The sequence below is a fragment of the Candidatus Pelagibacter sp. HIMB1623 genome, from assembly GCF_052047695.1.
Taxonomy (GTDB): Bacteria; Pseudomonadota; Alphaproteobacteria; order Pelagibacterales; family Pelagibacteraceae; genus Pelagibacter.
The window spans coordinates 207,444-234,096 of sequence record NZ_JBNAJN010000012.1 but is presented as its reverse complement, the minus strand read 5'-3'; the positions used below and the strand labels follow the sequence as shown (position 1 = coordinate 234,096).

The following is a 26,653-nucleotide window of genomic DNA, read 5'->3' as shown; positions in this document are numbered from 1 at the left end:
TTACTCTCCAATATTAATTAATGTCCCTTTTTCTCTTGCTTTATCAAACGAAAAATAAAAAGTTGCTACAGCAGCTGTGAAATAAAATGCATTTAGTGAAAGTGCGATACGAACATTTTCGTAGCTTACAGTTCCATTAACTAATATATTTCTGGTTTCTTCAAATATATAAACCAACGGCAATGCAAATGCTATTGATTGAAATATTTCTGGTAAAATTTCAACTGGATAATATATACAACCAAAAGGTGCTAGCAAAAACATTGTAGACCAGGCGATATTCTCAAATGATGGTCCAAATCTTAGCAATCCAGCTGAAACAAAAAGACCTAATGTGATACCAAAAATATACAAACTTAAAAAAAGAAAAGCTAATGGCAATCCCAAGTTTAATATAGATATGCCAAATAATGGCGAAGTTAATAATATTGCTGGTATCAATCCAATCAAAGCTCGTATTAAAGCAGTAATCACAAGTGCAGTAATTATTTCACTAATTTTCATTGGAGCAATAAATAAATTGGTAAAATTTCTACTCCAAATTTCTTCTAAAAATAACATATTAAAACCTATGCTGGTTCTAAATAGGAAATCGTAAAGAATTGCACAAGACAAAATAACTCCTACAGCTCCACTATAGTATGAACTGTGTGCTGCAAAAAAATTTGAAATGAAACCCCAAAGAGTTATCTGGATAGAAGGCCAATATATTAAATCAAGTATTCTGGGGAACGATCTAGTAATTAAATAAAAATGCCTTAAAAATAATCCATATATTCTTGTAATATTCATTTGTCTTTCCTAACAATTTCTAAAAAAACTTCTTCCAGGTTTTTTTGTCCATATTTTTTTATTAAATCTTCTGGAGTTCCACTATCCACGATATTACCATCTTTCATCATCATAACTGAATTGCATAATCTCTTCACTTCATCCATGTTATGAGAAGCCAATAAAACAGATATTTTTTTTTCTTCTTTGTACTTTTCTAAAAAGGTTCTTATAAAATCTGCTGTTTCTGGATCTAGAGCAGCAGTTGGTTCATCTAATAAGAGAACAGTTGGATCATTAATTAATGCTTTCGCAAGACTGACCCTATTTTTTTGACCTGATGACAGTTCTCCAGTAATTTTATCTAATAGATCTTCTAATCTTAATTTTTCTGAAAGAAAAATAATCCTCTCATTCAAATTTTTAATATTATATAGCTTCCCATATACAATAAGATTTTGCTTTACAGTTAATTTTTTAGGTAATTCAATATAGGGAGAAATAAAATTCATTTTGTGCAGAATTGAGATTTTATTATTTTCAATATTTTTGCCATTAATTAATACCTGGCCACTTGAGGGTTTTAATAATCCTAATATCATTCCAATGGTTGTTGTTTTTCCACAACCATTTGGACCTAACAGTCCTACTATTTCATTTTCATTAATTTTAAAATTTATATTATTGACTGCTTTTTTAGTCTTAAATGATTTTGAAAGACTTATGACTTCTATTGAGTTTTTCATTTGAAGTTCGATGCTCTCTTGAGTCTATCATTTATTGTTTTACCAATTCCTTTATTCGGTATTTTTTCTACAGCTATTGATTTATATTTATCATTTTTTATTTTCCTCAAAACACTATACAGGTTTTTAGCAGATTCATTTAAGTTATTTGTTTTGCTTAAATAATAAACATCTTTAGATACATTTTCTCTTTTTTTTAAGAGTATGAAAGCTTCATTTTTTTTATTTTTTTTCACATTCATTCTTAAAGGTATTCCTGGTGAGTAGTGCAAAGGAAAAAGACCGGGAGAAATTTTATTTTTTGAATTTATATTAATTATTATTTTTTGATTTAAAGTTTTTTTGATTTTTGAAACACTTAATCCCCCATATCTAAGTATTCTAGGTTTGTTTATTATGCTTATAATTGTGGACTCAACACCTATCTTGCAAACACCACCATCTAAAATAAATTTTATTTTTCTGCCAAATTCTTCTTTGACGTCTTCTGCTTTTACAGCACTTAATCTTGAAGAAATATTAGCACTTGGTGCTGCAACTGGATAATCTAAATTTTTAAGTAATTTTCTAAATAAAGGATGTTTTGGAAATCGTATAGCAATTGTTTTTTTATTATTAGTAACTAACTTTGATATCTTGGAATTTTTTTTAAGTTTAAGTATATATGTTATAGGCCCTGGAGAAAATTTTTTATAAAGTTTAACAAAACTATCATTTATCTCACAATCTTCTGAAATTTTTTTTAAATTATAATAGTGAACAATTAATGGATTGTTAGCAGGTCTCTTTTTTAGATTAAAAATCTTTTTAACAGCATTGTCCGAGTATGCATTACCAGCAAGTCCATAAACAGTTTCTGTTGGGACAGCTATACAATGACTCTTATCCAAGTAATTTTTTGCTTTTTTGATATTTGATTGAATATTTTTCATGTAATAGTAATGATTAATATATGAAAGATAAAAATTTACCACTCGATTATAATAATAGAACGATCGAGGAATTGACAGATGAAGCAAATCAAATAATAAAATCATTAGAGGAAAAGGATGATTTAAACAACTCTGTAGAGAGTTATCAAGAGCTATTAAAATTAAATAAATTAATTGAAAAAAAATTTCAGAAAAATTTTAAATCTATTAGTGAAAATACAAATAAAAAAATTAAGGAAATTATTAAGAGAAAGTGAAAAATCAACTTACTAAAATTGCAAAAGATACAAATGTATTCTTGAAAAGATACATTAAGGAACAAGGAAATTCTAAATTAATTTATGCAATGAAATATGGACTGTTTCCTGGAGGAAAAAAAATTAGATCTAAAATATTAATTGATATTGGATCGTTATTTTCAATTAACTATAAAACATTAATTACTATAGGAGCGGCTGTGGAATGCATTCATGCTTATTCTCTTATTCATGATGATTTACCATGTATGGATAATGATAATATGAGAAGAGGCAAACCATCAGCTCATATTAAATTTGGCGAGTCAACAGCTGTCCTTGCAGGAAATTCATTATTAACAATGGCTTTTGAAATTTTAACTAGCTCAAAGTTAAATTTGAGCGATAAAATTAAAGTTAAATTAGTAGATAAACTTTCTATATGTTCAGGACATTTGGGTATAGCGGGTGGTCAATATTTAGATTTAGATTTTGAAAAAAAAAAAGTTTCAAAAAAACAAATTATAGATATGGAGATTAAAAAAACAGGAAAACTTTTTAGTTTCTGTTGTGCGGTCCCAGCAATCATTAAAGAGAAAAGTGTAAAGGAAATTAAATTTTTTGAGAGTGTTGGTTCTGATATTGGTCTTCTTTTTCAAATAGCAGATGATTTAATAGACTTTAAAGGTAATTCTAAAATTGCTGGGAAAAAAACCAAAAAAGATCAAAAAAAAGGCAAAGCTACGCTTATAAGTTTGCTAGGCTATGATGCTTCAACCAAATATTGTGTTAAGATTATTTCAGATATTAATAGAAATTTAAAAATTTATGGTTCAAAATCAAAAAAATTAAATGATACATTAGAATTTATATTGAATAGAAATAAATGAAAAATAATTACAAGTTTTTAGATAATATTTATTTTCCATCTGATTTAAGAAAAGTTTCTGAAAATGATTTACAACAAGTAGCTGACGAAGTTAGAAAAGAGATGATTAGAGCAGTATCTAAAACTGGGGGACATCTAGGGGCAGGTCTAGGTGTTGTTGAGTTGACTGTAGCTCTACACTATGTTTTTGACACCCCTAATGATAGATTAATTTGGGATGTAGGACACCAAGCATATCCACATAAAATTTTAACAGGAAGAAAAGAAAAAATTACTACTTTAAGACAAGGTAATGGTTTATCAGGTTTTACCAAAAGATCTGAGAGTGAATATGATCCATTTGGTGCAGCCCATAGTTCCACATCTATATCATCTGCACTTGGTATGGCTGAAGCAAATAAATTAGAAAATAAATCTTCAAATGTAATAGCTGTTATTGGAGATGGTGCAATTAGTGCTGGTATGGCATACGAAGCTATGAATAACGCTGGTGCATCTAAAACTAAAATGATCGTTATATTAAATGATAATGATATGTCTATTGCAAAACCAGTAGGTGCAATGAGAACATATTTAGCAAAGCTATTTACTGGAAAAATTTATTTTAGCTTAAGAGAAACTTTAAAATTAATCACCTCAGCTTTTTCAAAAAGATTTAGTGCTAAAGCTGGCAAGGCAGAAGATTTTTTTCGTTCAGCTGTTACAGGTGGAACACTGTTTAGCTCACTAGGTTTTTATTATGCAGGACCAATAGATGGACATGATCTTTCCACACTTATCCCTATTTTAAGAAATGCTAGAGACTCAAAGCATGAAGGTCCAATTATGATACATATTAAAACTCAAAAAGGAAAAGGATACTCATATGCTGAAAAAGCCAGCGATCACTATCATGGAGTATCAAAATTTAATGTTGAAACTGGAGAGCAACAAAAGAGCGGTTCTAATTTACCAGCCTATACAAAAGTTTTTGCGAATACACTTGTCAAACATGCAAAAAAAGACAGTAAAATTGTTGGAATAACTGCAGCAATGCCAGGTGGAACAGGTATGGATATTTTTGGAAAGGAATTTCCTAAAAGAATGTTTGACGTTGGTATTGCTGAACAGCATGCTGTTACTTTTGCAGCAGGTCTTGCAACAGAAGGGTATAAACCCTATGCAGCAATCTATTCTACCTTTCTTCAAAGAGCTTATGATCAAGTTGTTCATGATGTAGCAATACAGAGTCTTCCTGTAAGATTTGCAATTGATAGAGCTGGACTAGTTGGTGCAGACGGATCAACGCATGCAGGGTCTTTTGATATTACTTATTTGTCAACTTTACCAAATTTTATTGTGATGGCAGCTAGTGATGAAGCTGAGTTAGTAAAAATGATTAATACCTCGGTTGATATTAATGATAAACCCTGTGCAATAAGATATCCAAGGGGAACAGGTATTGGAGTTGAACTTCCTTCAATAGAGGAAAAAATAGAGATAGGTAAAGGAAAAATTATTCAACAAGGAACCCAAGTTTGTTTATTGAGTTTAGGAACTAGACTTGAAGAATGCAAAGTAGCAGCAGAAGAATTGAAAGCAAAGGGTATTTCAACAACAATCATAGATGCAAGATTTGCTAAACCTTTAGATGAAGATTTAATTTTAAAATCTGCAAGAGAACATGAATTAATGATTACAATTGAAGAAGGTTCTATAGGAGGATTTGGTTCACATGTTAAAAATTTATTAGCTGAAAAAGGGATATTCGATAAAGGTTTAAAATTTAGATCCATGACTCTTCCAGATGAATTTATAGAGCAAGATAACCCAAAAAAAATGTATGATATTGCTGGACTGAATAGTCCCCAAATAATAAAAAAAGTGTTAGAAGTTTTATTTAATAAGGATTCAATTAGAGTAGTTAAAAACTAATTAGTTATCCACACTGAGCCAAATTCATTAGATAGTGGTCTAATAATACACAATTCATCATAGCTTCTCCAACTGGAACAGCTCTTATTCCTACGCACGGGTCATGTCTTCCTTTAACGGATATTGTGGTATTTTTTCCAAATTTATTAATCGTTTTTCTTGTAGTTAAAATTGAAGATGTCGGTTTAACTGCAAATGATGCTATTATTTCTTGCCCTGAAGAAATTCCACCTAAAATACCGCCTGCGTTGTTAGAGTTAAATTTTAATTTATTATTTTTTGATGATATTTCATCAGAGTTTTGCTCACCACTTAGTTGTGCAGAATTCATCCCAGCACCAACATTTACCCCTTTAACTGCATTAATGCTCATAAAAGCTGATGCAATATCAGAATCTAATTTTGCATAAATAGGCGCACCAAGACCTGCAGGAATACCTCTCGCTCTAACTTCTATTACAGCTCCACATGATGACCCTGACTTTCTTACACCAAGTAAATATTTTTCCCATAATTTAATCATAGACTTATCTGGACAAAAGAATGGATTTTTTGAAATAATTTTATCATTCCATTGTGACGTGTCACATCCTAAGATTCCTAATTGAGTGACAGCACCTATAACTTTAAATTTTTTTCCTAATTTTTTTTGAAGTACTATTTTAGCTATAGCACCAGCTGCAACTCTTGAAGCTGTCTCTCTAGCTGAAGATCTTCCTCCACCTCTGTAATCTCTAATTCCATATTTTTTGAAATAGGTAAAGTCTGCATGACCTGGTCTAAATTTATCTTTTATATTTCCATAATCTTTAGATCTCATGTCTTTATTGTAAATAATTAGAGAAATTGGTGTGCCAGTAGTTTTTCCTTCAAATACACCTGAAAGTATTTGGACTTTATCGTCCTCTTTTCTTTGGGTAGTAAATTTTGATTGCCCAGGTTTTCTTTTGTCTAATTCTAATTGAATATCTTTTTCATCTAGGTTTATGTTTGGAGGACAGCCGTCAACTATACAGCCAATAGCAGGACCATGAGATTCACCCCAAGTCGTGAAACGAAATAGCTTTCCAAATGTGTTAAATGACATTATTTATAATATATAGATTATTTTGTTTAAATTATGAATGAAAAAAACCAACTTGGTATCAATAACTGTTTTTTGAATTTAGATGACCCAATTAAGTTATTTGAAATATGGATGGAAAAAGCTAAACAGACTGAACCAAATGATCCAAATGCAGTTGCGCTAGCAACTTCAAATAAAAATAATGTTCCATCCGTCAGAATGGTGCTCCTTAAGGGTTTTAATAAAGATGGATTTGTTTTCTATACTAATTTAAATAGTAGGAAAGGTAATGAACTAAAGGAAAATCCTAACGCTTCAATGTGTTTTCATTGGAAAAGTCTTTTAAGACAAGTAAGAATTACTGGGACTGTATCATTAGTTTCTGATGATGTTGCAGATGAATATTATTCTTCGAGAGCATATGAAAGTAGAATTGGTGCATGGGCATCAAATCAGAGCCAAGAATTAAAAAATAGAGATGAATTAATAAATTCAATTAAGGAGTATATAAATAAATATTCTGATGAAACAAAAGTTCCTAGACCAAAACACTGGTCTGGATGGAATTTAAATCCACAAAATATAGAGTTTTGGCTAGATGGAGAAAATAGAATTCATGAAAGATTACTCTATACAAAAAGCCAGAATGGATTATGGAATAAATCTTTATTAAGTCCTTAAAAATTTCTTGCTAAACTGAAAGATGTAAGTTTTTTAAGAATTTCTTTTTCTTTACTATCCTTGAACACACTTAAAGAATTTGATGCTAAATTAATATAGTGCTGAGCTTTTTGGTAGCATTCATTTATAATTTTATATTTATTAATCAAAGTCATAATATTATTAAAATCTTCTTTTGTTCTCTCTTTTTTATTAAATACTTCTTTTAGCTTATTTTTTTCATTGTTTTCTAATTTTTGGTAAAGCAAGATTATTGGTAAAGTCACCTTTCCTTCAAAAAAATCTTTTCCTATTTTTTTTCCAAATAACTTTAATTCAGAATTATAATCTAATGTGTCATCTGCAATTTGAAAAGTTAACCCTAAATTCCTTCCATAAAATTCTAGCGCATCTTTTTCTTTATTTTCTACTTCAGCTAAAATTGCACCTACTTTTGTTGAAGCAGCAAATAGTTCTGCAGTTTTGGCAGAGATAATTTTTAGATATGTTTCTTCAAGCATATCAACTTCATTATTATGTTGTAGTTGTAATACTTCTCCCTGGGCAATTTTAGATGAAGTTGATGATAATAATTTTAGTATCTCTAAGTTTCCATCTTCCACCATCATCTCAAAGCATCTACTTAAGAGATAATCTCCAATTAAAACCGAGGAATGATTACTCCAAATTTTATTTAAAGTTTCTTTACCTCTTCTAATCTCACCTTCATCGATAACATCATCATGCATCAAAGTTGCACTGTGAATAAGTTCTACACAAGCTGCTAAATTTACGTCTCTTGAACCTTTTGAGTAACCACATAACTTAGCACTTCCTAATGTCAATAAAGCCCTAAGTCTTTTGCCACCAGTTTCTATATGATAATTAGTCATTTTTTGAACTAACTGAACATCACTAATTAATTTAGATTTTATTCTTTCTTCAGTCAAAGCTAGTTTTTCTTCAACAGAATCTTTTAATTGGAAATATGAATTATTTATCTGGTTTTTAAGCTGTACTACTGTTCCCATATTAATTTTAAATTAATATAAATAAGCTATATTTATTACTTATCATTTGACGCACCTATTTCTTCAATTATAAGTAGTCTTTATAATCAATAAAATATTCTGTAAGAGATAAATATGTTCTCCTTTTTAAAAAAGAAAAAAATAGTTTCACATATTAAATTAAATGGCGTCATTGGTAATGCCGGTAAATTTAAGCAAGGTATTGATTTTGCAGGACAGGAAGAAATTATTAAAAAAGCTTTTTCACTAAAAAAAGCTGCTGCAGTAGCAATATCAATCAATTCTCCAGGAGGTTCACCTGTACAGTCACATTTAATTTATAGTTTTATTCGTCAGCAAGCTAAAAAAAGTAATAAGAAAGTTATTTTTTTTGCAGAAGATGTTGCTGCATCCGGGGGATATCTTATCTCATGTGCTGGAGATGAAATTTATGCAAATTCAAGTTCAATTATTGGATCTATAGGGGTTATATATTCATCATTTGGTTTTACTGAATTAATTAAGAAAATAGGTGTTGAAAGAAGAGTTCACACAGCTGGAAAGAATAAGAGCACTCTTGATCCTTTTATGGAAGAAAAGGAAGAAGATATTCAAAGACTTAAAAATATTCAATTAGATTTACATCAAGATTTCATAAATGTAGTTGAAAAAAGTCGTGGAGCAAAATTAAATAAAACAGAAGTAGAGTTATTTTCTGGTGAATTTTGGTCAGGTTCTAGAGCTAAGAAATTAGGATTAATAGATGGCATAGGAGATGCTCATGAAATCCTAAAAGAAAAGTTTGGTGAAGATGTAGTAATTAAAAAATTTGAAAAAGCAAAAGGATGGTTAAGTCAAAAACTTTCATCTTCAAATCACATTGACCAATTTGCAAATATTTTAGATGAAAGATCGATCTGGCAAAGATATGGTTTCTAAATCAAAAGACAAAATTATTACATTTCAGGATACAATTTTAAACCTCCAAAGGTTTTGGAGCAAAAAAGGATGTGTAGTTCTCCAACCTTATGATATGGAAGTAGGAGCAGGCACATTTCATCCAGCAACTACATTGAGATCATTAGGGGCTAAACCTTGGAAGACAGCATATGTGCAGCCATCAAGAAGACCTACAGATGGAAGGTATGGAGATAATCCAAATAGACTTCAACATTATTATCAGTTTCAAGTTCTTATAAAACCTTCACCTGAAAATATTAAAAAACTTTACCTCAATAGTTTATCATCTATAGGAATTGATCATTCAGATCATGATATTAGATTTGTAGAAGACGACTGGGAAAGTCCAACATTGGGTGCTGCTGGTCTTGGATGGGAGGTATGGTGTGATGGCATGGAAATTACTCAATTTACTTATTTTCAACAGATGGCAGGATTTGAGTGCAAACCAGTTTCTGTAGAAATTACATATGGATTAGAAAGAATATGTATGTTTATTCAGCAACAAAAAAATGTCTACGATCTGTTATGGAATGATGATGGTGTAAAATATAAAGAAGTATTTCATCAAGCTGAGAGAGAATTTTCGGCATATAATTTTGAACATGCGAATGTAGAGTCACTTTTTAAAATGTTTGATATGCACGAGTTGGAAGCAAAGTCATTAGTTGAAAAAAAGATTTCATTACCAGCTTATGATCAATGTTTAAAAGCAAGTCATGTATTTAATATATTAGATGCACGTGGAGCAATTAGCGTTGCTCAAAGAGCAGGATATATTGCAAGAATAAGAGATATTACAAAATCAGCTGCTAGTATTTGGTTAGATAGTCAAAAATAATGTCTGAATTTTTCTTAGAATTGTTTAGTGAGGAAATACCTTCAAATTTACAAAAAAATTTAAGAGAAAATTTACTAAAAAGTTTTAATGAATTTTTTTTAGAAAAATCTATTAAATTTAAAAAAAATTCATCTTACTCAACACCTAATAGGCTATTAATTTTGTTTGAGGGAGTTGAAAAGAAGATAATTTTAAAATCTGAGGAAATAAAAGGTCCGAATACAAAGTCTCCAGATGCTGCGTTGGAGGGATTTGCAAGATCAAATGGTGTTTCAAAAAAAGAGTTGTTTATAAAAAAAACAGATAAAGGTGAGTTCTATTTTTATAAAACTAGATCAAAAAAATTAGATACTCATACATTACTAGAGGAAGCAATACCTCAAATACTGAATAAAATTCAATGGAAAAAGTCAATGAAATGGTCAAATTATGAACTATTTTGGGGCAGGCCATTAAAATCTATCTTGTCCATCTTTGATAAAAAAAAACTAAATTTTAAATTTCATCATTTCATTTCATCTAACTCAACATTTGTTGATAAAGAATTTGAAGAAAAGAAAAAACTATTTTCAGACTTTAAATCTTATAAAAATTTTTTTAAAAAAATAGATATACTTATTGATCACACTGAGAGAAAAGATTTAATAGAAAAAAAATTCAATATTATTTTAAAAAAAAGAAATATAAATATTGACAACAACCACAAGCTTCTTCAGGAAGTAGTCGATTTAACTGACCAACCAAATGTAATTATTTGTGAATTTGATAAAAAATTTTTAAATATACCTAAAGAAATTTTAATACTAACTATGCAACATCACCAAAAGTATTTTCCTACTTTTGATAAAAAAGGAAACATTACAAATCAATTTTTGGTAGTTGCAAACAATAAAGATAAAAAAGGATTAATTAAATTAGGAAATGAAAGAGTAGTTGAAGCAAGATTAAGTGATGCAGAATTTTTCTGGCAGAAAGATAAAGCTCAAAACATGGTCAAAAAAATTTCTGATTTAAAATTAATGAATTATTTCAAAGGTCTTGGAAATTATTTTGATAAAGCTCAAAGAATGAGAAAGCTTGGTGCTATTATTTCTGATGAGTTGTTAATTAGCAAAGAAAAAGTAGAATTATCAGCATCGATAAGCAAAGTAGACTTGTTATCTGAATTGGTTGGTGAATTTCCAGAACTTCAAGGGATTATGGGAGGTTATTTTGCAAATGTGCAAGGTTTTGATAAAGAAATATCACTTGCTGTTAGTGAGCAATATTTACCTGTTGGATCTGGAACAAAAATTCCAAAAAAACCTTATAGCATTGCTTTATCCTTAGCTGATAAGATTGATACTTTAGTTGGATTTTTTGGTGTAAACCAAAAACCAACAAGTTCCAAGGATCCTTTTGCCTTAAGAAGATTGGCATTAGGGATTGTTAGAATTATCATTGAAAATAAAAAAGATTTTAAAATTAGAGATTTAATAAATTATTCTTCAAGTTTGTACCGGGATCAAGGATTTGAATTTGAGAATAAATCCTTACAAAAAGAATTACTAGATTTTCTATTAGAGAGATTGAAATATTATATGAAGGAGGAAAATATCCGAAACGATATAATACAAGCTTCAATAAATTCTTCTAACTTAGATCAATCTGTAATTATTTTTAATAAAGCAAAAAATTTAAATAAAATAATCAATAAACAAAACGGAATAGATATTATTTCAAGCTATAAAAGAGCATCAAATATTCTAGAAAGTGAACTTAAAAAAGATAAAATCGAATTATCTAATACAACCGACCCTGGTATTTTTAAAACTGAGCTTGAAAAAAATTTATTTAAAAAAATTAATGAATTGAGGAAATATTTTTCAAGTATTAATAATGATGAAAATTTTGTTCAAACATTGGACAATTTAGCAAGTATTAAAAGAGAGGTATTTGATTTTTTTGATAATGTAATTGTGAATGAGGATGATCTACTAATTAGGAAAAATAGACTAGAACTAATTCAAATGATGTGTAAAACATTCGACAATTATGTTAATTTTTCTTTAATCGAGTCTAGCTAATGACGAAACTCATATTAAACTTCAATTCGAAACAATCTAAAAGTATTAAAAATCCCAAAAATTTTTTAGGTGGAAAAGGTGCTAACCTTTCTGAAATGGGAAGAATGGGTTTGCCAGTTCCTCCTGGTTTTACAATATCTACTAAAGTTTGTGAGATTTTTTATAAAGATAAGAAAAAATTGAACAACAATTTAATTTCTCAAATTAAAAAAGAATTAAAAATTATAGAAAAAGATGTTTCTAAAAAATTTGGAGACCTAAAAAATCCTTTGTTATTATCTGTTAGATCGGGTGCTAGAGTATCTATGCCAGGAATGATGGATACAATTCTTAATTTAGGTTTAAATGATAAAACAGTAAACGCGCTAGCTTTGAAGACTTCCAATGGGCGATTTGCCAAAGACAGTTACAGACGATTTATTCAAATGTATGGAAACGTTGTGATGGGTGTAGAGAGCTATCATTTTGAAGAGTTAATTGAAAATTATAAATTAACAAAAGGTGTTTTGTTAGACACGGACTTAGATGAAAATGACTGGGATGGTTTAATTGAAGATTTTAAAAGAACAGTAAAAGAAAAAACAAAAAAAGAATTTCCTCAAGATGTATTTCAACAACTATTTGGAGCAATTAACGCTGTATTTTTATCATGGGAAAGTAATAGAGCAAAAGTTTATAGAAAATTAAATCAAATACCAGCAGAATGGGGAACAGCAGTCAACGTTCAATCTATGGTTTTTGGTAATATGGGTGATGATTGTGCTACTGGAGTTGTATTTACAAGAAATCCATCAGATGGATCAAATGAAATATATGGTGAGTACTTAATTAATGCACAAGGTGAGGACGTTGTTGCTGGTACAAGAACACCTCAGTATATAACTAAGAAGGCAAGAAAAAATGCTAAAGTTGAAGAACCTTCAATGGAGGAGTCTTTGCCAAAAGTTTTCAAAGAATTAAAAAAAATTTTAAAAAAATTGGAAAAACATTACAAAGATATGCAAGATGTAGAATTTACAGTTGAGAATAATAAACTGTGGATGCTTCAAACTAGATCGGGAAAAAGAACTGCAAAATCTGCGGTAAAGATTGCAGTTGATATGGTTAAGGAAAAATTAATATCAAAAAAAGAAGCAGTATTAAGAATTGATCCAAATTCTTTAGATACACTTTTGCATCCTACACTTGATGAAAAGAGTACAATCAATGTAATAGCAAATGGTTTACCTGCTTCACCAGGAGCAGCAAGTGGGAAAGTAGTATTTACTTCAGAGGAAGCTGAAAGATTAACTTCGATGATGCAAGACACTATCTTAGTAAGAGTAGAAACGTCACCTGAAGATATACAAGGAATGCATGCTGCAAAAGGAATTTTGACAGCTAGAGGAGGAATGACGAGTCACGCAGCAGTAGTTGCAAGGGGCATGGGAAGACCATGCGTATCTGGCTCAAGTGAAATTGATGTTAATTATGAGACGAAGACATTTAAAACATCCTCAATGGAAATTAAAGAAGGTGACGTTATTACTATAGATGGATCAACTGGTAGAATTATATCAGGTAGTGTGGCAACTGTTAAACCAGAGATATCTGGAGATTTTTCAAAAATAATGACTTGGGCAGATAGTTTTAGAAAATTAAATATTAGAACAAATTCTGAAACACCTAAGGATACTAAAACAGCAAAAGATTTTGGAGCTGAAGGAATTGGTCTATGCAGAACTGAACATATGTTTTTTGATGAAGAGAGAATTTTATCAGTAAGGGAAATGATTTTATCGAAGACTAAAGAAGATAGATCAATTGCATTAAAAAAACTTTTACCTCATCAAAAAAAGGATTTTATTGAAATATTTAAAATTATGAGTGGATTACCAGTTACAGTAAGATTGTTAGACCCACCTCTTCATGAGTTTTTGCCTCGAACAGATAAAGAGATTAATGAAGTAGCAAATATTGTTAATCTCCCAGTAAAAGAAGTAGAGTCTAGAATTGATGAATTGCACGAACAAAATCCCATGCTGGGTCATAGGGGATGTAGACTTGGAATATCGTTTCCTGAAATATATGAAATGCAATGTAGAGCAATATTTGAAGCTTTAGCTGAACTTAAAAGAAAAAAAATTAAATCTGCTTTTCCAGAAATTATGATTCCGTTAGTTTCAACTGAGGCAGAAATAAAAATAATGAAAGATTTGGTAATTAGAGTAGCAAGAGAAGTTCAAAAAGAACATAAATTAAAAATTGAATTTATAGTTGGCACGATGATTGAGCTTCCAAGAGCGGCTATAAAAGCCAAAGATATTGCAAAACATGCTGAATTTTTTAGCTTTGGAACTAATGATTTAACTCAAACTACATTTGGAATAAGCAGAGACGATAGCGGAAAATTTTTAAATGATTATATAGACAATAAAATTTTTTCAATTGATCCGTTTATTTCGATAGATGATGGAGTTGGTGATTTAATAAAAATAGCTGTTGAAAAGGGAAAAAGTCAAAATAAAAATATAAAACTTGGAATTTGTGGAGAACACGGCGGTGATCCTAACAGTATTTTATTTTGTTCAAAAGCAGGATTAAATTACGTTTCTTGTTCTCCATACAGAGTTCCTGTAGCAAGATTGGCTGCTGCACAAGCTGAATTAAAAGATAAATAGTGAGAATTTTATGAAAGGATATAGATTTATTACAGACGATGACACATCAAAATTTTGTCATCGTGTGACCGAAGCTTTGTCAAATGGTTGGACTTTATATGGCGAGCCAAAAATGATATTTGATAAAAAGAGAGGTGTTATGCGTTGTGGACAAGCAGTGATAAAAAATTCACCTAAAAAAAAATACTCAAAAAAAATTAATTTATCATCAATTTAAAGTAGGGGGCGTTCTGTTGCCAGGTGCCCCGGACCCCGTGCTTAATTAACTAAGTTAATTATGCAGCAAGTGCGTAACTTTCGTTAGCAATTATAAATTAGCCCGTTACGGTGGAACAATCCCGAACGAAAGAATAGCCTTTAGTCACCCGTCGATTCTAGTTCACCCCCGTAAGTTGTAATGGTGGAGGTGGTGGGTACTGCCCCCACGTCCGCAATGGTTATTACGAAATTCGTTTATCGTCGTAGTTGGAAATCCAACATTAATAATATAAAAGTAATTACAACAGATTCAATAACAATCATGAAATTAACAAAAGAACAATCAGAAGAAATAAAAAACCAGCAATCCCAAAGCAATCAAACTAAAAGAGTTACTGCTCCAGAGCTTGAAAAAATATTATACGAAGCTTTGCCAGCATTAGATCACGGTTTTGTTAGAGTTGTCGATTATATGGGCGATGATACCTCTATAGTTCAGTCTGCGAGAGTTTCATACGGAAAAGGTACAAAACAAGTTTCTACAGATAAAGGTTTGATAAAATATTTAATGAGGCATTGGCATAGTACACCATTTGAAATGTGTGAAATTAAATATCATATAAAACTTCCAATATTTATAGCAAGACAATGGATTAGACATAGAACTGCAAATGTAAATGAATATTCTGCAAGATACTCAATTCTTGATAAAGAATTTTATTTACCATCTGCAGAAAATTTAGCAGCACAGTCTACAAGTAATCGACAAGGTAGAGGCGATGTTCTTGAAGGAAAACAGGCAGAAGAAGTTTTAGAACTTTTAAAAAGTGATGCGGAGAGAACCTATGATAATTATGAGACGATGCTAAATGAAAGATATGATGGTTCAACAATTGATGAGAATAAAAAAGGATTGGCAAGAGAGCTGGCAAGAATGAATTTGACTTTAAATACTTACACCCAATGGTATTGGAAAACTGATCTTCTAAATTTAATGAATTTTTTAAGATTAAGGGCTGACAGTCATGCCCAGTATGAAATAAGAGTATATGCAGATATAATGTTAGACACAGTTAAAAAATGGGTACCAATTACTTATGATGCATTTATGGATTACAGGGTAGGAGGAACTGAAGTTTCCGCTAAAGGAAAGGTTATTATTCAAAAACTTATCAAAGGTGAAAACGTAGATGTTGAAAGTTCAGGCCTTTCAAAAAGAGAATGGAATGAACTAATGATTGCTTTTGATCTTAAAGATAAGTTAATTTAATCTTTTCAGCAAAATCTAAATATATTTTTGAAATTTCATGATCAGGATTTGACTCGACTATAGGTTTTCCTTGATCACCAGAATTACCAACTTCAGGATTAATCGGTATTTCTCCTAAAAATTCTTTTTGAAATTCCTCAGCAGTTTTTTTAACTCCACCTTCTCCAAATATTTTGTACTTCTTGCCATCATCTCCAACAAAAAAACTCATGTTATCAACTAAACCTAAAATTTTTACCCCAAGTTTATCAAACATTTTAATTCCTCTTTTCACATCCAGAAGAGCAACTTCTTGTGGAGTTGAAACTATAATTGCACCATCCATTTTGATTTCTTGTGAAAAAGTTAATTGAGTATCTCCAGTACCTGGTGGCATATCAACAATTATAAAATCTAAATCTTTCCAATTAACTTTTTGAGTAAAGGTTTTGATTGCACTTGTTACCATTGGACCTCGCCAAATCATTGGAGTTTGCTGATCTGCTAAAAATCCTATCGACATACATTGAATGTCATATTTTGTTATAGGATCTAATTTTTGACCATCACTTTTTGGTTTCTCATTGATGTTGAACATTTTTGGAATGGAAGGGCCGTAAATATCAGCATCTAACAATCCAACTTTACATCCAACTTTTTTTAAAGCTAGGGCAAGATTCGTTGCAAATGTAGATTTGCCTACACCACCTTTTGCACTTGAGATTGCAATCGTAAACTTAGTTCCTAAAATTGGATTTTTAGTAAAAACTCTAGGCTCCACCTTCTTTTTCATTGCGTCACTTAGTTCAGTTTTTTTATCAGGCATATTCCTATCCTTACTTGTTTTTTGCAATAAAGACACTATATACTTTGACATATGTCAGATGATTTCAGAGGGAGAGGCGGAAGCCCATGGGGAGCACCTCCTGGAGGTGGTAGTGGAAGTGGTAACGGCTCAGGTAGAGGTCCAACACCACCAAACGTAGATGAAATCATAAGAGAATTTCAAGATAAAATAAAAAAGTTTTTACCAGGAGGAAAATCTTCAGGTGGAAAATCTGTCGGTTTAATTTTGTTAATTCTACTTTTTGTATGGCTTGCTAGTGGACTTTATAGAGTATTGCCTGATGAACAAGGTGTAGTGTTAAGATTTGGAAAATTTGTAAAAACTACTCAACCTGGATTGAATTACCATATTCCTTTTCCTGTTGAAACTGTTCAAACTCCAAAAGTAACTAAAGTAAATAGAATTGATATTGGATTTAGATCTGAGCGAGACAGCGGTTTTTCTACAGGTGGAGGAGTTGCAGATGTTCCTCAAGAAAGTTTAATGCTTACTGGAGATGAAAATATCGTAAACATAGATTTTTCTGTATTTTGGGTAATTAAAGATGCTGGAAACTTTTTATTTAAAATTCAAGATCCTGTAGGAACAGTTAAAGCTGCTGCAGAAACAGCAATGAGAGAAGTGATTGCTAAAAGTGATATTCAACCAATACTAACAGAAGGTAGATCTAGTATTGAGATTGAAACACAAGAAATTATTCAAACTATTTTAGATGATTATGAAAGTGGAGTTCAGATAACTCAAGTTCAAACACAAAAAGCTGACCCACCTGATCAAGTAATTGATGCATTTAGAGATGTTCAAGCTGCAAGAGCAGACATGGAAAGATCTAAAAACGAGGCAGAAGCTTATGCAAATGATGTAATTCCAAGAGCAAGAGGGGAAGCGCAAAAAATTTTACAAGCTGCAGAAGCTTATAAAAAAGAGGTTGTCGCTAAAGCAGAAGGTGAAGCAAGTAGATTTATATCAATTTATAATGAATATAAAAATGCAAAAGCAGTTACTCAGGAAAGAATGTATTTAGAAACTATGGAAAAAGTACTAGCAGATATTGACAAAGTTATTATAGAAAAAAATGCAGGTTCAGGTGTGGTACCATACTTGCCTCTACCTGAATTAAAAAAGAAAGCGACAAATTAAAATGAAAGCTGGAAAAATATTTGCTGGAATATTAGTTTTAATTGGTGTTGTAGCGTTTCTATCAATAATTATAGTTAAAGAAGTAAACCAAGCAATAATTCTTCAATTTGGTGATCCAAAAAGAATTATAATGAAACCAGGCTTAAACTTTAAAATTCCATTTATTCAAAACGTTGTTTACCTAGACAAAAGAATTTTAAATTTAGATACCCCACCAGAAGAGGTAATAGCATCTGATCAAAAAAGATTAATTGTAGATGCGTTTGCAAGATTTCAAATAGTTGATCCTTTGAAATTTTATATTTCTGTTGGAGACGAAAGAGTTGCAAGATCAAGGTTGTCAACGATTATAAACTCAAGAATTAGAAATGTTCTAGGTCAGGAAGAGTTGCAAACTCTATTGTCTAAAGATAGATCTAAGCAAATGGAATTGATCAAAGAAGGTGTAAATAATGAAGCACAGAATTTTGGTATAAGTATTGTTGACGTTAGAATTAAAAGAGCAGATCTTCCACAAGCAAACAGTGATGCAATTTATAGAAGAATGCAAACTGAGAGGGAAAGAGAAGCAAAAGAATTTAGAGCACAGGGTGCAGAAATGGCAGTGACGATTACATCAACTGCAGATAAAGAAGTAACAGTAATTTTAGCAGATGCTCAAAAACAGTCAGAGATAATGAAGGGGGAAGGTGATGGTACAAGAAATAAAATTTTTGCAGATGCCTTTGGTCAGGACCCTGAGTTTTTTGCTTTTTATAGGGCGATGCAAGCATATGAAAAAGCTTTAATTGGGGGAGAAACATCTTTAATCTTGTCTCCTGATAGTGAATTCTTTAAATTTTTTGGAAATATAAAACCTGAAATCAAACAATAGAATTTAGATGAATGAGCTAGTCATAGCCTTTGGTCTTTTTTTATTTGTAGAGGGAATTTTATATGCCTTATTTCCATCAAAAATGAAAAGTATGTTAAAGAAGCTAGATCTTGTAAAAGATAGTCAATTAAGATCAGGTGGACTAATCTTTGCAATTATTGGTTTTGTAATTATTTATTTTGTAAAAAGTTAATATGAAAAAAATAAGATTAATATTTTTAACAATTATTTTTTCCTTAAGTTTTACTTTACAGTCAAACTCTAAATCCGTTCCAGCATCTTTTGCAGATCTTGCAGAAAAACTGATGCCATCTGTAGTAAATATTTCTACTTCAACAACTGTAGTTACTAATAGCAATCCTTTTCCATTTCAATTTCCTCCAGGTTCTCCATTTGGGGATATGTTTAAAGAATTTGGAACTCCTCAAGAAAGAAAATCTGCAGCTTTAGGATCTGGATTTATTATTGATGAAAAAGGAATAGTGGTAACAAATAATCATGTAATTAAGGATGCTGATGACATTATTGTCCGAGTCAATGGCGACCAAGAATATAAAGCAAAAGTTCTTGGTGCTGATCCTTTAATGGATATTGCAGTATTACAATTAGAAACAGAGGAAAAATTCAAACCAGTTGGCTTTGGAGACTCTGATAAAGCAAGAATTGGTGATTGGGTGTTAGCTATTGGAAATCCATTTGGCCTTGGTGGAACAGTAACTGCTGGAATTATTTCAGCAAGAAACAGATCAATTGGGTTATCAAGATATGAGGATTTTATTCAAACAGATGCATCAATTAATTCTGGTAATTCAGGTGGACCTTTATTTGATATGGAAGGAAATGTGATTGGAATTAATACAGCTATCTTAGGAAGAAATGGTTCTATTGGTATAGGATTTTCAATTCCATCAAATAGTGCTCAACAAGTAATTAAACAACTAATTGAATTTGGTGAAACAAAAAGAGGTTGGTTAGGTGTGAGAATTCAAGATGTAACTAAAGAAATTGCTGAGGTTGAAGAACTTGATAAACCAAGAGGTGCTTTAGTTGCAAGTGTTGCCGAAAACAGTCCTTCCGAAAAAGCTGGTATTCAGGCTGGAGATATAATTTTAGAGTTTAATGGAGTTGAGATTAAGCAAATGAAAGAGTTGCCAACAATTGTTGCAAGAACAGAAGTTGGAAAAAATGTAGATGTAAAAATTTGGAGAAATAAAAAAGAAATAACTAAAAAAGTTTTGTTAGGAAGATTAGAAACCTCAGATGATTTCAAAGTAAGTGAAAATCCAAAAAAAGATGAAAATAATTTAGATGAAATTATTGAGAGTTTAAGAATATCAGTGAGACCTTTAAACAAAGAAGATATAAAGAATCGAAAATTACCAAACCAAACAACTGGTTTAGTAATTACTAATATGGCTAATAATAGTCCTTTAGTAAATTCAATTGAGATCAATAGTATTATTATTGAAGTTCAAAAGAAAAAAATTAAATCAGCAGATGATTTAAGAGATATTGTTCAAAAAACAATAAACTCAAATCAAAAAACTATTTTAATTGCAATTTATAACAATCAAAATCAAAGAAGATATATTGGTGTTAAATTAGATTAATAATGGATTTTAAATCCAAGATAATTTTAATTTCAGGACCCACCGCATCTGGAAAATCAAGTTTTGCAATCAGGCTTGCAAAAAAAATTAAAGGAGAAATTATTAATGCCGACAGCATTCAAGTTTATAAGCAACTTAAAATTTTGTCTGCAAGACCTAGCCCAAAAAACTATCAATCAATTAAACATCATCTATATGGTTCCCAAGATGCAAAGAAAAGTTTTTCAACTGGTGATTGGCTTAAAATTGCAAATAAAAAAATTATTGAAGTTAAAAAAAGAAAAAAAATTCCAATTCTTGTTGGAGGAACTGGACTTTATTTCAAAGCACTAACTGATGGTTTAGTTCAGATTCCAAACATTCCACTAAGGTTTAGAAATCAAATTCGAAATCTAAACAAAAAAATTGGCCAAAATAAATTCTATAAGCGATTATTAAAACTGGATCCTCTATCGAAATATAAAATTAATCCAACTGATACCCAAAGATCAATTAGGGCTTTTGAAGTTAAAAAGTTTACAAAAAAATCTCTTCATGATTGGTTTAAAAATACTAAATCAAATTATTTAGACGAGGATTTTCTCAAAATTTACATTGATTATCCACGTGATGAGTTGGTTGAAAGAATTCATCAAAGAACCAGAAAAATGATTAAAATGGGTGCTGTGAATGAGGTTAAAAGATTTTTAAAACTAAAAATTAATAAGCAGATGACTGCAAGCAAGGCAATTGGAATAAATGAAATTCAGGAATATTTAGCTAAAGAAAAAAAAATTGATCAAATCAAAGAAAAAATCTCAATAAAAACTAGACAATATGCCAAAAGACAAAGGACATGGGCTCGTGGACACATGAGCGATTGGATAAAATTAAACCCATCTGAGATAAATAAATTTTTAAAAAAAATTTAAATTTTCCATACTTAACCTTGACCAATTAGCACAACTTCAGCTAGATTGCGAAATGCCAAAATTATTAACTGGAGCAGAAATAGTATTTAAGTGTCTTGAAGACCAAAAGGTAAACCATATTTTTGGTTATCCTGGTGGTGCTGTACTACCAATATATGATGAATTAAAAAATCATCCATCCATTAAACATATTCTTGTAAGACATGAGCAGGGTGCAGGTCATGCAGCTGAAGGTTATGCAAGATCTTCTGGAAAACCCGGTATTGTTTTGGTTACATCAGGTCCAGGTGCAACTAATGTAGTCACTGCTTTAACTGATGCTTATATGGATTCAGTTCCAATGGTTTGTATTTCGGGTCAAGTTCCAACACATCTTATTGGTACAGATGCATTTCAAGAATGTGACACAACAGGAATTACAAGACCATGCACAAAGCACAACTGGTTAGTAAAAGATATTAATGATCTTTCAGATGTTATGCATGAAGCTTTTAAAGTTGCAACAACTGGAAGACCTGGTCCAGTATTAATTGATATTCCAAAAGATATTCAGTTTGCAAAAGCAAAATATAAAAAACCAAAAAAAGAAAAAAGTTTAAATGGAAAATCTCACAACAAATTTTCAGCTGATGAAATTGACCAATTAATTAATTTAATTAATAAAGCAAAGAAGCCAATAATTTATAGTGGTGGGGGTGTAATTAATTCAGGACCAAAAGCAAGTGAAGCTCTTAGAAAATTTGTTGAACTAACTGGATTTCCAATTACTTCAACTTTACAAGGTTTAGGTGCTTATCCTGGAGATGATAATCAGTTTTTAGGAATGCTAGGAATGCATGGAACATATGAAGCAAACAATGCAATGCATGACTGTGATTTATTAATTAATATTGGTGCAAGATTTGATGATCGTATTACTGGAAAAATTGATAAGTTCTCTCCTTATTCAAAAAAAGTTCATATTGATATTGATCCATCTTCAATAAATAAGATTATTAAAGTAGATCTTTCAATCGTAGGTGATGTTACAAAAGTAATTGATAAAGTAAATAAAACAATTGTTAAAAAGAAAAATGGCAATGGTAAATCAAATAAACCTAATATTGCAAAATGGTGGGAACAAATCCAAAAATGGAGAAATAAAAATTCTTTAAATTTTATAAACAGTGACGATAGCATAAAACCTCAGCATGCTGTTCAAAGACTTTATGAGTTAACCAAAAATAAAGACACTTATGTAACAACAGAAGTGGGTCAGCACCAAATGTGGGCTGCTCAACATTATAAATTTAATAAACCAAATAGATGGATGACTTCAGGGGGATTGGGAACTATGGGATATGGATTACCTGCTGCTGTTGGAGTTCAAGTAGCTCACCCAAAAAAATTAGTTATTGATATTGCAGGAGAAGCATCAGTTTTAATGACAATGCAAGAAATGTCTACGGCTGTTCAATACAACTTACCAATAAAGATATTTATTTTGAACAATCAGTACATGGGAATGGTAAGACAGTGGCAAGAGCTGCTTCATGAAAAGAATTATTCTGAGAGTTATTCAGAAGCACTTCCAGATTTTATGAAAATGGCTGATGCTTATGGTTGTAAAGGAATTAAGGCTAATGATCCATCAGAGCTTGATGAAAAAATTCAGGAAATGATCGACCATAATGGCCCTGTTATTTTTGATTGTCATGTGGATCCAAATGAAAACTGTTTTCCAATGATACCTTCTGGTAAACCTCATAATCAAATGATACTTGGACCAAACGATCAAGAAGAGAATAAAATTAAAGGAAAAGGCAAAGCCTTAGTTTAATCAAAATGCCAAAATCAAAGTCAGCTTATAGCTCTCCATCTATAAAACAAAAATCAGATACTTATATTTTTGTTGTTTGGGTAGATAATGAAGCTGGTGTTCTTGCAAGAGTAGTCGGTCTATTTTCTGGAAGAGGTTATAATATTGAGTCTTTGGCAGTAGCTGAAGTTGATGCTATTAAAAACATATCAAGAATAACAATTGTAACAACTGGAACACCACAGGTAATTGACCAGATTAGACTGCAATTAACCAAATTAGTACCTGTACACAAAGTTGCTGAATTTAAAAGAGACGATAAAGACGTAATTTTTAAAGAGATGGCACTATTTAAAATAGTTGGAACAAAAAATAAAATTGAAAAATGTTTAAATGCTTGTAAAAAATTTAACCCAGTAGTATTGGATGAAACAAAATCATCTGCTGTTATTCAAATAACAGCACTTAGAAGAGAGATTGATAAAATGAGTAAAAAATTAAAACCCTTAGGACTTATAAGCACCTCAAGAACAGGGGCCGTTGCAATGACAAGAGGTGCAAAAATATTTAACTAATTAACAGGAGATAAACTATGAAAATGTTTTATGAAAAAGATGCAGATGTAGATCTAATTAAAAATAAAAAAATTGCAATTTTTGGTTATGGAAGTCAAGGACATGCTCACGCACTTAATCTAAAGGATAGTGGAGTTAAAGAAATTGTTGTTGCACTAAGAGAAGGTTCATCAAGTGTTGCTAAAGCAGAGTCTAAAGGGTTAAAAGTAATGAACTTATCTGATGCAGCTGCATGGGCAGATGTTGTAATGATATTAACTCCAGACGAGCTACAAGCTGAAATATATAAAAATCATATAGAACAAAGAGTTAGAGAAGGCACAAGTATTGCTTTTGCTCATGGTTTAAATGTTCATTATGATTTAATTAAAGCAAGAAAAGATTTAGATGTATTTATGGTTGCTCCAAAAGGACCTGGCCACCTGGTAAGAAGTGAGTATGAAAAAGGTGGTGGAGTTCCATGTTTGTTTGCAGTTCATCAAGATGGATCTGGTAAAGCTAGAGATTTAGCCCTTTCCTATGCTTCAGCAGTAGGCGGAGGAAGATCAGGAATAATTGAAACTACTTTCAAGGATGAAGTTGAAACAGATTTATTTGGTGAACAAACTGTTTTATGTGGTGGTTTAGTTGAACTAATTAAAAATGGATATGAAACTTTAGTTGAAGCTGGGTATGAACCAGAAATGGCATATTTTGAAACCGTACATGAAGTTAAATTAATTGTTGATTTGATTTATGAAGGTGGAATTGCAAATATGAATTATTCTATTTCAAATACAGCTGAATATGGAGAATATCAATCTGGTCCAAGAATTATCAATAAGGAAGAGACCAAGAAGAGAATGAAAGAAGTTTTGGCTGATATCCAATCAGGTAAATTTACCAAAGAATGGATGGATGAATGCAAAAATGGTCAAAAAAACTTCTTAGCAACTAGAGCAAAATTGGCTGAACATTCTGTAGAAAAAGTAGGAGCAGAGTTAAGAGCCATGATGCCTTGGATAAGTAAGAAGAAATTAGTAGATAGCGATAAAAGTTAATTTTTAGCGTAAATTTATATCTGTAATAATCTTTTTTTTTCACTTATAATTTTTTTTATAAATTTAAGAAAGAGGTTAATTATGAAGACTAAAAATTTAGTAAGGATATTACTATCACTAGTTCTAGTATTTGGATTTTCTTCAGCATGGGCAAAAACTATCAAGTGGTCAATGCAAGGAGACAGTCTTACACTAGATCCACACGCACAAAACGAGGGTCCTACTACTCAGGTATCTAGACAAGTTTATGAAGCTCTTGTGCAAAGAGCGGTAGATATGAAAATTGAACCAGCGTTAGCAAGAAAATGGAAAGCAACTGATCCTAATACTTGGATCTTCAACTTAAGAGAAGATGTGAAATTTTCTGATGGTTCAAAAATGACATCAGCTGATGTTGTATTTAGTATATTAAGAGCTAAACAAAGAACATCTGATTTTAAAGAATATATTAGCACAATTTCTGATGTGAAAGCAGTTGGAGAATATGCTGTTAAAATTACAACAAGCAAACCAAACCCTATACTTTTAAATCAATTATCAAACATATTTATAATGTCTAGAGCTTGGTCTGAGAAAAACTTTGCAATGTCTCCACAAAATTGGGATGCAGGACAAGAAACATTTTCAGCAACTAATGCTTTAGGAACTGGTCCTTTTAGAATTACTTTGAGAGAACCAAATACAAAAACAGTGTTTAAAAGAAATAAACATTGGTGGGGTAAAATGGAAGATGATGGCATAAAGCAAATTGAATTACTTCCAATTAAAAATGCTGCAACAAGAGTAGCTGCCTTACTGTCTGGTGAGATTGATTTAGTGACTGATGCACCTGTTCAGGATTTAAAAAGAATTGGTTCTTCTTCGGGACATCAAGTTGTGAGTACACCACAGATGAGAACAATCTTTTTAGGAATGGATCAAGCTGCAGATAAATTAAGAACCGGAAATACTGGGGATAATCCTTTCAAGAAAAAAGAAGTTAGACAAGCACTTTATCAAGCAATTGACATTGAGGCTATCAAGAAAAAAGTAATGAGAGGTCTAAGTGAGCCAGCTGGAATAATTACATTTCCAGGTGTAAATGGTTACACAGCAGAACTTGATAAAAGATTACCTTATGATGTTGATGCTGCAAAAAAACTTTTAGCTAGTGCAGGATATCCTAATGGATTTGATGTTGAGCTAAGATGTCCAAATGATAGATATGTAAATGATGAAGCAATCTGTACAGCTGTTGTTGGTATGTTGGGTAAAATTGGAGTTAACGTTAACTTGTTTGCTCAAACTAAAAGTAAACACTTCAAAGAGCTAAAAGATGATCAAGGTGATTTTTATATGCTTGGATGGGGTGTACCAACTTTAGACAGTCATTATGTATTTCATTATTTATATGAAACAGGTGCAAGTTGGAACAAAGTTAACTTCAGTAACGCTGATGTAGATGCTGCAATTAGAATTATGGAAGGTGAGGTTGATTTAGATAAAAGAAATGCCGCAATTGCAAATGCTTGGAAAATTGTAAAAGATGATATTGCATATCTTCCTTTACACCACCAAGTAATTTCTTGGGCGTCTAAAAGCAACGTGAATGTTCCTATCAGACCTAATAATGAACCGTTATTTAGAGCTGCTAGCGTAAATTAAATAAAAATTATTATAA

General features: G+C 31.0%; 25 protein-coding genes and 1 other RNA gene. 19 read left to right on the top strand and 7 right to left on the bottom strand.

Annotated features, from left to right (window positions below):
* From ACTTBN_RS04190 to ACTTBN_RS04180, 3 genes are read right to left on the bottom strand one after another with little or no spacing between them, the layout of a single operon-like run.
* The gene (locus ACTTBN_RS04190; RefSeq protein ID WP_440681147.1) at window positions 1-792 is read right to left on the bottom strand and encodes an ABC transporter permease; all 792 of its coding nucleotides are present in this window, start codon (window positions 790-792) and stop codon (window positions 1-3) included.
* Window positions 789-1,517 (bottom strand): ABC transporter ATP-binding protein, encoded by a 729-nt coding sequence (locus tag ACTTBN_RS04185; RefSeq protein ID WP_440681146.1) that lies wholly within the window; start codon window positions 1,515-1,517, stop codon window positions 789-791. The genes ACTTBN_RS04190 and ACTTBN_RS04185 overlap by 4 nt, the downstream gene beginning before the upstream one ends.
* Window positions 1,514-2,449 carry an L-threonylcarbamoyladenylate synthase gene (locus ACTTBN_RS04180; RefSeq protein WP_440681145.1) on the bottom strand — a complete coding sequence of 312 codons (936 nt, stop codon included), beginning with the start codon at window positions 2,447-2,449 and terminating at the stop codon, window positions 1,514-1,516. The genes ACTTBN_RS04185 and ACTTBN_RS04180 overlap by 4 nt, the downstream gene beginning before the upstream one ends.
* Before the next feature lie 20 nt (window positions 2,450-2,469).
* On the opposite strand from ACTTBN_RS04180, the gene ACTTBN_RS04175 reads away from it, so the two are divergent.
* From ACTTBN_RS04175 to dxs, 3 genes are read left to right on the top strand one after another with little or no spacing between them, the layout of a single operon-like run.
* Window positions 2,470-2,706 carry an exonuclease VII small subunit gene (locus tag ACTTBN_RS04175; RefSeq protein ID WP_440681143.1) on the top strand — a complete coding sequence of 79 codons (237 nt, stop codon included), beginning with the start codon at window positions 2,470-2,472 and terminating at the stop codon, window positions 2,704-2,706.
* Entirely contained in the window at window positions 2,703-3,575 is an 873-nt protein-coding gene (locus ACTTBN_RS04170; protein ID WP_440681142.1) for a polyprenyl synthetase family protein, read from the top strand. The genes ACTTBN_RS04175 and ACTTBN_RS04170 overlap by 4 nt, the downstream gene beginning before the upstream one ends.
* Window positions 3,572-5,488, top strand: coding sequence for a 1-deoxy-D-xylulose-5-phosphate synthase (gene dxs, locus ACTTBN_RS04165; protein ID WP_440681140.1), 1,917 nt, complete (start codon window positions 3,572-3,574; stop codon window positions 5,486-5,488). Before ACTTBN_RS04170 ends, dxs begins: the two co-directional genes overlap by 4 nt.
* A 4-nt stretch (window positions 5,489-5,492) precedes the next feature.
* Here the strand turns inward: dxs and aroC are convergent, their stop codons facing one another.
* The gene (aroC, locus tag ACTTBN_RS04160) at window positions 5,493-6,575 is read right to left on the bottom strand and encodes a chorismate synthase (protein WP_440681138.1); all 1,083 of its coding nucleotides are present in this window, start codon (window positions 6,573-6,575) and stop codon (window positions 5,493-5,495) included.
* Window positions 6,576-6,608: 33 nt separating this feature from the next.
* Here aroC and pdxH point away from each other — a divergent pair, with 33 nt between their 5' ends.
* Window positions 6,609-7,235, top strand: a complete 627-nt coding sequence (gene pdxH, locus ACTTBN_RS04155) for a pyridoxamine 5'-phosphate oxidase (protein WP_440681137.1) — start codon at window positions 6,609-6,611, stop codon at window positions 7,233-7,235.
* On the opposite strand, the gene ACTTBN_RS04150 is transcribed toward pdxH, so the two are convergent.
* Complete coding sequence (locus ACTTBN_RS04150) at window positions 7,232-8,245, bottom strand: polyprenyl synthetase family protein (RefSeq protein ID WP_440681136.1); 1,014 nt, start codon at window positions 8,243-8,245, stop codon at window positions 7,232-7,234. The two genes, pdxH and ACTTBN_RS04150, sit on opposite strands and share 4 nt — an antisense overlap.
* A gap of 114 nt (window positions 8,246-8,359) precedes the next feature.
* Here ACTTBN_RS04150 and ACTTBN_RS04145 point away from each other — a divergent pair, with 114 nt between their 5' ends.
* The 5 genes from ACTTBN_RS04145 to ACTTBN_RS04125 are packed head-to-tail and all read left to right on the top strand — an operon-like array spanning window position 8,360 to window position 14,968.
* Window positions 8,360-9,163: a S49 family peptidase gene (locus ACTTBN_RS04145; RefSeq protein WP_440681135.1), complete on the top strand. Its 804-nt coding sequence runs from the start codon at window positions 8,360-8,362 to the stop codon at window positions 9,161-9,163.
* Window positions 9,129-10,025, top strand: a complete 897-nt coding sequence (locus ACTTBN_RS04140) for a glycine--tRNA ligase subunit alpha (RefSeq protein WP_440681134.1) — start codon at window positions 9,129-9,131, stop codon at window positions 10,023-10,025. The genes ACTTBN_RS04145 and ACTTBN_RS04140 overlap by 35 nt, the downstream gene beginning before the upstream one ends.
* Window positions 10,025-12,091 carry a glycine--tRNA ligase subunit beta gene (gene glyS / locus ACTTBN_RS04135; protein ID WP_440681133.1) on the top strand — a complete coding sequence of 689 codons (2,067 nt, stop codon included), beginning with the start codon at window positions 10,025-10,027 and terminating at the stop codon, window positions 12,089-12,091. The genes ACTTBN_RS04140 and glyS overlap by 1 nt, the downstream gene beginning before the upstream one ends.
* Window positions 12,091-14,751 (top strand): pyruvate, phosphate dikinase, encoded by a 2,661-nt coding sequence (gene ppdK / locus ACTTBN_RS04130; protein WP_440681131.1) that lies wholly within the window; start codon window positions 12,091-12,093, stop codon window positions 14,749-14,751. The genes glyS and ppdK overlap by 1 nt, the downstream gene beginning before the upstream one ends.
* A gap of 10 nt (window positions 14,752-14,761) precedes the next feature.
* A complete protein-coding gene (locus ACTTBN_RS04125; protein ID WP_440681130.1) occupies window positions 14,762-14,968 on the top strand; it encodes a DUF1737 domain-containing protein in 207 nt (68 codons plus the stop codon).
* Here the strand turns inward: ACTTBN_RS04125 and ssrA are convergent.
* Window positions 14,969-15,267: a transfer-messenger RNA gene (ssrA, locus tag ACTTBN_RS04120) on the bottom strand.
* A 4-nt stretch (window positions 15,268-15,271) separates the two neighbouring features.
* Between ssrA and thyX the strand changes: the two genes are divergently transcribed.
* Window positions 15,272-16,219, top strand: coding sequence for an FAD-dependent thymidylate synthase (gene thyX / locus ACTTBN_RS04115; protein WP_440681129.1), 948 nt, complete (start codon window positions 15,272-15,274; stop codon window positions 16,217-16,219).
* Here thyX and ACTTBN_RS04110 read toward each other — a convergent pair.
* Window positions 16,200-17,024 (bottom strand): Mrp/NBP35 family ATP-binding protein, encoded by an 825-nt coding sequence (locus tag ACTTBN_RS04110; protein ID WP_440681128.1) that lies wholly within the window; start codon window positions 17,022-17,024, stop codon window positions 16,200-16,202. The genes thyX and ACTTBN_RS04110 overlap by 20 nt on opposite strands.
* 51 nt (window positions 17,025-17,075) lie before the next feature.
* Between ACTTBN_RS04110 and hflK the strand changes: the two genes are divergently transcribed.
* From hflK to ACTTBN_RS04065, 9 genes are all read left to right on the top strand, one after another.
* The gene (gene hflK / locus ACTTBN_RS04105; protein WP_440681127.1) at window positions 17,076-18,185 is read left to right on the top strand and encodes an FtsH protease activity modulator HflK; all 1,110 of its coding nucleotides are present in this window, start codon (window positions 17,076-17,078) and stop codon (window positions 18,183-18,185) included.
* 1 nt (window position 18,186) lies between these two features.
* Window positions 18,187-19,059, top strand: coding sequence for a protease modulator HflC (gene hflC, locus ACTTBN_RS04100; protein WP_440681126.1), 873 nt, complete (start codon window positions 18,187-18,189; stop codon window positions 19,057-19,059).
* 7 nt (window positions 19,060-19,066) lie between these two features.
* Window positions 19,067-19,252, top strand: coding sequence for a DUF2065 domain-containing protein (locus ACTTBN_RS04095; RefSeq protein ID WP_440681125.1), 186 nt, complete (start codon window positions 19,067-19,069; stop codon window positions 19,250-19,252).
* A 1-nt stretch (window position 19,253) separates the two neighbouring features.
* Window positions 19,254-20,669 carry a Do family serine endopeptidase gene (locus ACTTBN_RS04090; protein WP_440681124.1) on the top strand — a complete coding sequence of 472 codons (1,416 nt, stop codon included), beginning with the start codon at window positions 19,254-19,256 and terminating at the stop codon, window positions 20,667-20,669.
* A gap of 2 nt (window positions 20,670-20,671) precedes the next feature.
* Entirely contained in the window at window positions 20,672-21,580 is a 909-nt protein-coding gene (gene miaA / locus ACTTBN_RS04085; RefSeq protein WP_440681123.1) for a tRNA (adenosine(37)-N6)-dimethylallyltransferase MiaA, read from the top strand.
* Window positions 21,581-21,632: 52 nt separating this feature from the next.
* Complete coding sequence (locus ACTTBN_RS04080) at window positions 21,633-23,399, top strand: acetolactate synthase 3 large subunit (RefSeq protein WP_440681122.1); 1,767 nt, start codon at window positions 21,633-21,635, stop codon at window positions 23,397-23,399.
* A 5-nt stretch (window positions 23,400-23,404) separates the two neighbouring features.
* Entirely contained in the window at window positions 23,405-23,953 is a 549-nt protein-coding gene (gene ilvN, locus ACTTBN_RS04075; protein ID WP_440681121.1) for an acetolactate synthase small subunit, read from the top strand.
* Between the two features lie 17 nt (window positions 23,954-23,970).
* A complete protein-coding gene (ilvC, locus tag ACTTBN_RS04070; RefSeq protein WP_440681120.1) occupies window positions 23,971-24,993 on the top strand; it encodes a ketol-acid reductoisomerase in 1,023 nt (340 codons plus the stop codon).
* 81 nt (window positions 24,994-25,074) lie between these two features.
* Window positions 25,075-26,637, top strand: coding sequence for an ABC transporter substrate-binding protein (locus ACTTBN_RS04065; protein WP_440681119.1), 1,563 nt, complete (start codon window positions 25,075-25,077; stop codon window positions 26,635-26,637).
* Window positions 26,638-26,653: the final 16 nt, after the last annotated feature.